This is a genomic window from Paenibacillus darwinianus, from assembly GCF_000598065.1.
Classification (GTDB): domain Bacteria; phylum Bacillota; class Bacilli; order Paenibacillales; family Paenibacillaceae; genus Paenibacillus_I; species Paenibacillus_I darwinianus.
In genome coordinates, this window is the sequence record NZ_KK082175.1 from 25,140 (window position 1) to 31,662 (window position 6,523).

Annotated in this window: 9 protein-coding genes; 6 read left to right on the top strand and 3 right to left on the bottom strand. The window is 54.3% G+C overall.

Translation table 11 applies throughout. The features are described 5' to 3' along the window. Window positions 1-280 precede the first annotated feature (280 nt). From BG52_RS10685 to BG52_RS10710, 6 genes are all read left to right on the top strand, one after another. Window positions 281-610, top strand: a complete 330-nt coding sequence (locus BG52_RS10685) for a hypothetical protein (RefSeq protein WP_036584711.1) — start codon at window positions 281-283, stop codon at window positions 608-610. After that, window positions 607-1,191, top strand: a complete 585-nt coding sequence (locus BG52_RS10690; protein ID WP_036584709.1) for a hypothetical protein — start codon at window positions 607-609, stop codon at window positions 1,189-1,191. The genes BG52_RS10685 and BG52_RS10690 overlap by 4 nt, the downstream gene beginning before the upstream one ends. Further along, on the top strand, window positions 1,143-1,466 hold the full coding sequence (locus BG52_RS10695) for a hypothetical protein (protein ID WP_144340795.1): 324 nt from the start codon (window positions 1,143-1,145) through the stop codon (window positions 1,464-1,466). Before BG52_RS10690 ends, BG52_RS10695 begins: the two co-directional genes overlap by 49 nt. Window positions 1,467-1,603: 137 nt before the next feature. Continuing rightward, entirely contained in the window at window positions 1,604-2,545 is a 942-nt protein-coding gene (locus tag BG52_RS10700; RefSeq protein WP_036584724.1) for an MTP-1 family protein, read from the top strand. Window positions 2,546-2,578: 33 nt separating this feature from the next. Next, entirely contained in the window at window positions 2,579-3,640 is a 1,062-nt protein-coding gene (locus BG52_RS10705; protein ID WP_036584722.1) for a BtaManbiosPhlase, read from the top strand. A 168-nt stretch (window positions 3,641-3,808) separates the two neighbouring features. Then, complete coding sequence (locus tag BG52_RS10710) at window positions 3,809-4,033, top strand: YczF family membrane protein (protein WP_036584705.1); 225 nt, start codon at window positions 3,809-3,811, stop codon at window positions 4,031-4,033. Window position 4,034: 1 nt separating this feature from the next. Here the strand turns inward: BG52_RS10710 and BG52_RS16635 are convergent, their stop codons facing one another. From BG52_RS16635 to BG52_RS10720, 3 genes are read right to left on the bottom strand one after another with little or no spacing between them, the layout of a single operon-like run. Beyond that, complete coding sequence (locus BG52_RS16635) at window positions 4,035-4,589, bottom strand: GerAB/ArcD/ProY family transporter (RefSeq protein WP_263280394.1); 555 nt, start codon at window positions 4,587-4,589, stop codon at window positions 4,035-4,037. Then, complete coding sequence (locus tag BG52_RS16640) at window positions 4,573-5,160, bottom strand: GerAB/ArcD/ProY family transporter (protein ID WP_263280395.1); 588 nt, start codon at window positions 5,158-5,160, stop codon at window positions 4,573-4,575. The genes BG52_RS16635 and BG52_RS16640 overlap by 17 nt, the downstream gene beginning before the upstream one ends. Window positions 5,161-5,183: 23 nt before the next feature. Further along, a complete protein-coding gene (locus tag BG52_RS10720) occupies window positions 5,184-6,410 on the bottom strand; it encodes a Ger(x)C family spore germination protein (protein WP_036667232.1) in 1,227 nt (408 codons plus the stop codon). Window positions 6,411-6,523: the final 113 nt, after the last annotated feature.

Genomic DNA, 6,523 nt, shown 5'->3' on the forward strand with positions numbered 1-6,523 from the left:
CAAAACCCTCCCTCAGTCTATTCGCCATCGCGAACTGACGCTGAGACCGGGAAATTCCCTCCCTCGGCGGACATTTCTGACGATGGAAGGCGGTGCCAGGCGCTGAGAGCTCAAAACAGCGTCCACCCTGCTCCAAATGATCGCTGAGAGAGCAAAATATGCTCCCTCGGAGCACTGATGTGCCGTACAAAAATCTCGTCGATGCGTTCGGCGGGAAGTCGCCTTACGCGTCGGACGATTTTCACGGTCATCGTTCGGTTTACGGAGGCGCGGTCTCGCTGTGGTGGGATGCCGTGCTTCGGCAGACGGACGATCCGTATATGCTGCAATGGGTCTCAACCGGACGGATTTTCTCGGGAGGGACGAATCGGATGCCGGTTGCACGCTGGTCTATAACCATTATCCCGAAGCGCGGGAAACGATCATCGAGCTGGGCGGAGGGAGCGGGAGAGGCCTTGCTAAGGGTAGTGCTGCCGGCTATGGCCGCACCTTCGAGGTGGTCGACCTTGTTGCGAACACGACGGTATTTACAGGCGGCACGGGGCCGATTGCCGTCACGGTGCCCGCCAAGGCAGCGGTCGTGCTGAAAGTGAGCGTGACGGCGGAGTGAACATTGTACATTTATCCGTTCAAGGAAGCAGCCCTTGGAACGAGGATGAGCTGGTCGTTAAAGAAGAGCTTGGCGTCTACGGTGTGATAGACGGCGCAACTTCCCTTGTTCCGTTCCGGGGAGCGGGAGGCGAGACCGGCGGCTATATTGCGGCAGGCATTATCGCCGGTACGATGCATCGTTTGTTGGACGATTCGGGGACCCGGCAGCCGGCGTTCCCGCTTACCGATGCGCTTCTGGAAGCGAATCGCTTGCTTCGGGAGGAAATGATGAAGCATGGCATCCGCACGGACCGGAAGGAAGAGCTGTGGAGCGGCGGCGGCGCCGTGATCCGGTTGACCGATACCGCCGTTCACTACGCGCAAGCCGGCGACTGTATGCTGACGGCCGTTTACACGGACGGGACGATCCGGTTCGTCACGCGGGACCAGATCGCCTATCGGACCGCGAGACGCACCGGCTCTGGGCGGAGGGCGTCACCGCGGGACTGGCGTCCCGCGATGCGCTCTAGTCGCATGTGCTGCCGCAGATCGTGCGGGGAAGGCAGTCGGCGAACACGACCTCCGGCTACGCAGTCCTGAACGGGCAGCCGGAAGCCGCCGATTATTTGGAGCACGGCTGCATCAACCGGATCAACTTGAAGGCTTTGCTATTGATGACGGACGGCCTGTATGCGCCGAAGCGCGCGGAGGAGCCGATGTTCGACCCCGTTGAAGTGACCGCGCGAGTGGCGCAGATGGGACTAGAGTGTTATGTGGAATGGCTTGTCGAGACGGAGGAGGGCGATCCGGACTGCAGACTGTATCCGAGGGTGAAGAAATCCGATGACAAAACTGCCATCTGGATCCAGCTGTAGCTGTACCTTGACAACGCGGCCGGATCGACTCAGGTGGATTGGATTCCTGCTGACGGCGCCCGGATCGTCCTTTGAACGGCGGGCTTTCGTACAACGTAATTGGGACAGCAATGAGGAGAGGAGCCATTACATTGACCATACCGGAGAAAACCGAAACGAAAACCTGCGACGCGCTGCTTCTCGAATACGAGTTGGGCGGGAAGCTGGCCGTCGATCCGGTCAAGCTCGTATTTGGCGGCGTCGACGGACAGGATGTGTACAATATCGCCGCTCCGTACGAGGATGAGGGCGAGCTTGTCATTGCCGGTCGCGTGGAGTCCCGGGACAGCGAGCGGTCGCGTATCGTCTTTTTCGTCGAGAGGGACGGCGTCTGGATGCCCCGCGAAGGGGCGCCGACTTTTGCGCTGCAGGACCCTTTCCACACGCGCATCGGCGGCGAGCTCGTAATCGGCGGTGTTGAGGTGTATCTGCATCCGCAGCGGGAAGGGGCGCTTGCGTGGCGCACGGTGTTTTATAAAGGCGCGCGCATCGCCGATTTGGAGCCGTTCTTCACCGGCCCCGACGGCATGAAGGATCTGCGGCTGGTGGAGCTGGCGGACGGGGGCATCGGCGTTTTTACAAGGCCGCAGGGCGAAAAGGGCGGGCGCGGCAAAATCGGCTATGCCCGCGCGTCGTCGCTAAGCGGCCTGACGCTGCGGCTGATCGAGGATGCGCCTCTGCTTGACGGGCAGTTCGAGGACGGCGAATGGGGCGGCGCGAACGAGCTTCATCCACTGGCCGGCGGGCTGGTCGGCGTGCTTGGCCATATCGCCTGCTTCGACGAGCGGGGCGACCGCCATTATTATCCGATGGCGTTTGCGTTCGACCCGGCGACGGGGCGCCATTCGGATATCGAGGTGATCGCAACGCGCCGCCGATTTCTGCCGGGCGCGGCCAAACGCGCCGACCTCGTCGACGTGGTGTTCAGCGGCGGCCTGGTCCGCCGGCCGGACGGCACCGCGCTTTTGTACGCCGGCATCAGCGACGCGGAAGCGCACCGCCTGACGATCACCGACCCTTTTCTCAAATATGAACGCTAAGGAGACTGAACGGACATGACCGCAACGACGACGATTAACGCCTACCGCTATGAACAGAATCCGCTGGTTACACCGGCGGACGTCAAACCTTTTCACGAAGGCTATGAGGTCATCGGCGCTTTCAATGCAGGCATCGCCACATACAACGATGAGGTGCTGATGCTGCTTCGCGTTGCGGAGCGGCCGGTCAGCCCGGAGCCTGGCATCGTGCTGGCACCCGTCTATGATCCGGATACGAAGGCCGTTGAGCTGGTCCGGCTGAGAACCGACGACGAGCGGTACGATTTCTCCGATCCGCGCGTTGTGCGGGATGTGACGAGAAGCTCGGGCTTCGCTTATCTGACTTCGCTGTCGTATATCCGGATTGCCCGCAGCAGGGACGGACGCCATTTTACGATAGATGACAAGCCGTTCGTTTATCCTTCCGACCGCCATGAAACCTACGGCATCGAGGACCCGCGCGTCACGCAAATCGGCGATACGTATTATATTTATTTCTCGGCCGTCTCGCCCGTCGGCATCGGGGAATCGATGGTGTCGACGAAGGATTTCGAGACGGTCACGCATCACGGCATGATTTTCTGCCCGGACAACAAGGATGTGCTGATCTTCCCGGAGCGGGTGAACGGCAAGTATTATGCGCTGCACCGTCCGACCGTGAAAAGCATCGGGGAGCCCGGAATCTGGATCGCCGAATCCGACAACCTGCTGCATTGGGGCAACCACCGACATTTGGCCGGCTTGCGGGAAGGCATGTGGGACGGCGGCCGCATCGGCGGGGGCGCGGTTCCTTTACGCACGGAGCGGGGCTGGCTGGAGCTGTATCACGGGGCGACGAAGGAGCACCGGTACTGCATGGGGGCGCTTCTTCTCGACCTGAACGATCCGGCGAAGGTCATTGCGCGATCCGACAAGCCGATTCTGGAGCCCGAGGCGGATTATGAGAAGAACGGCTTTTTCCGCGATGTCGTGTTCTCATGCGGCGCGTTTGTCGAAGGCGATATCGTGAAAATGTATTACGGCGTCGCCGACACCTCGATGGCGTGCGCCGAGTTGAGCCTGCGGGAGATTCTGGACAGCTTGACTTATTTGTAAAAGCACACACCGCTTTCCCGGACGCAGCGGCGCTCGGGAGGCGGTGTTTATATTTGTGCGGCGGAGCAGCGGAGCGAATGGCAGCAGGGAATGGACCAGTCCCCTCCGTTATTTCCCCTTTTTTCTGGAAATAATCAGTATAGACGATAAGAAGGAGGTCCTTGCTGTATGAAAATTCTGTTTCTCTTTATCTTGTTTTTTTTATTAAGTATGGCTGTTGCCATCATGATGGATTTGATGATGGGAATGAACCTTTCCATGTCGTTAAGAAACATGAAAAACCCTTTCTGGGTGATGACTGTACCGGAATACGTGATTTTGTTTGTGCTCCTTGCCGGCATGGTTATTTCAATTTTCACAAAGAAGCAAGCGCAACCGCCTGAAAAATCGTAATTCACCTTTTCTCATCAGCGGGAGTATTCGGACGGGGACGGCCAAAACGTTTGCGAATCAGATGAATGGCCAGAAGCAGTACCGGAATAACGACGGAAAAAAGGGGCAAAAGAAACTTTATAGTAAGTTGTCCCTCTTGAATATGCCCAGGCCAATTGCTTGCGATCATCATCGCTGTAAGCAGGACCACTGTTCCGATAGGTAGCACCAGTTCAGACTGTTCATTCACTTTGAATAGATCCGATGCCACAATCAACGCGGCATAACAAAAGACGGCAATCTTGAAAAAGTTGCCGATAATCAAGGTGAGGATCACAATCACATCCATACGTTGCAGAAAATCCCCGATGTTCACTTTGCTGATCGTTATCAATAAAGGAAAGGCAGCCCTGCCATACATATCGGAACCAAGTACAGCGATTTCAACGGCGTGTGTCATGCTTAATATGACAGCGCTGCAGATCAAGGCAATAACGCCTGTCTTCCTTCCCGATTGGCGTTTATTTAAAGAGGGCAGTATCGTGGTGAAACAAATCATTTCACCGAACGGAAACATGAATATGTTTGGATAGGCATCCTATTATAACGGGTCCCCACCCTCTTGCCAATAAAGGATGCAGATTTTTCAGATCGATTAAACCGGAAAACAGTACAACGATATTGCCCAGAACACCTAGACCAATCAGCACCATCAGGTAGATTTCACCCGTTCTTGCAAACACTTCGATCCCCTTATGCAGGACATAAACAATCGCGACAATCATTAAGGCAGTGATTACAAACAGCGGCGTCCGGTGGAACACGGAGGTGGCCAGGAGATCGCCCGCATCCCGCAAATCCCTTGCAGCAAGATAAATAAAAAAAGGGACATACAGAAGACTTAATAGTGATCCGATATATTTTCCTGCAATCTCGCGGGCATATCCGCTTAATGGCAGACCGGGATATTGACGAAAAAGAAAATCGTAAAGGAGAAACAGCCCGATGCCCCCGAATAGCGCAAGCAGTATAGATAGCCAGACATCTTGTCGTCCCGCCAATCCGATTGGAACAACAAGTGCGGTGCCGAATTCAAACAACATGATCAAGGCAAACAATTGCTTAACGCTGATTCTTGCCTTTTCCACTACGCCGGTCCCGCCCTTCACGGTTATTCTTGTTTGCTTTGTTCCATTAAAAAGGATTTCGTTCGCATGCCTGTACGCCGGATGAATGCATCCACCTTCACATCGGCCTTGCTGTCGGCAAACGTCTCATTCCAATCATTCTTCATGCTCTCCCACGCTCTTGGGTGTGCGCGATTCACCGCATCCCCGAAACCAAACACATCACTTTTGGTTCTCTGGGCGGCATACAGGGCTTGCATGACTTCTTTCCTGGTCTCATTCGCCCACTCTGTCTCCAGCTTCTTGACTTCCTCTTCCTTGCTCGTGTCAATTGGACATTTTACCTCGCTTATATCTCCTTCTTCCCGTATAAGAATATGGAACATTGGTCTCTTGGCTCGAATGTCCACCTTAATTTCCGTTTTTGAACGAACCACTTCAATGCCGACAGCGTCTTTTTGATCTTTGCAATTAATATTGATAATGGTGCTCTTCATTTTATTTTGAATCCACGACACCCCGCGACCCTCATGTCCATGCAGCCAATATGTCAACTTTCCGTCCTTGAAAAGGGCCATGCTTTTGATCTCAATCACGGCCGGAGGAACGGTTTGTTCATTATTCGATAATTTTTTTCCTTCTTTTTGGTTTCCGACGATTGTGATCCCGCTGATTATCGGCTCTCTTCCCTCGCTTGTCAGCGCCTTGATGACGTCATCGATGATGATTTCAATATTCTCCGACCACATTTTTGATGTGTTTTTTATTTTTCCAGTCGCGCTGTTTGCCGGAATTTTTTCCAATGGAGCAAGTGTTTGCACTACGGTTTCGGAATTCGTTAATCTTGTTACAAGTACTCTGGTAGTGAGACGGGCTTCATGCGACCTGTAAAACATTTCAAATATTTCGTTGATTCCTTGTTTCGCTAACGGTTCCCCGATTATCAGCAGTTGGGTATGCGAAAAGAAAAGCTCCCGCGGTACTTTTTGCGATGCATGGCGGATGGCTTCCATCAGGGTATTTCCCGTGCTCGAATAAATTGTTGCCGGGGTAACGTTTGATCCTCCCCCTCCTCCCATCGATCCTGTCGCCACGGTCCCCGGGTTGACAATTTGTAAAGATACGCGATATTCATTTTTCTCCGGCGCTTTATCTACCCCCATTGCCGTGACAATTGAGATCGTTCTGAGTTCCCTGCTGTCCCAGCAGCCTGTCAACAGCAAGCCGACTACAGCAAGCAAACCGATTACAATCATCCATTTTGCTTTCAATTCATATCCCCCTCGTTCTTGCTTCCCTTTTCCGTGGGAGGAGAAGGCTGTTGATTTCGCCCCATCCGAGACATTTTATTTTGGCTCAGTAGCGTTGCATTAAATCTCACATC

What these genes read in the sequence shown, in the direction of transcription:
- BG52_RS10710 (WP_036584705.1), top strand. Translation starts at nt 3,809, where the DNA reads ATGAAAATTCTGTTTCTCTTTATCTTGTTTTTTTTATTAAGTATGGCT.
- BG52_RS16635 (WP_263280394.1), bottom strand. Translation starts at nt 4,589, where the DNA reads ATGTTTCCGTTCGGTGAAATGATTTGTTTCACCACGATACTGCCCTCT.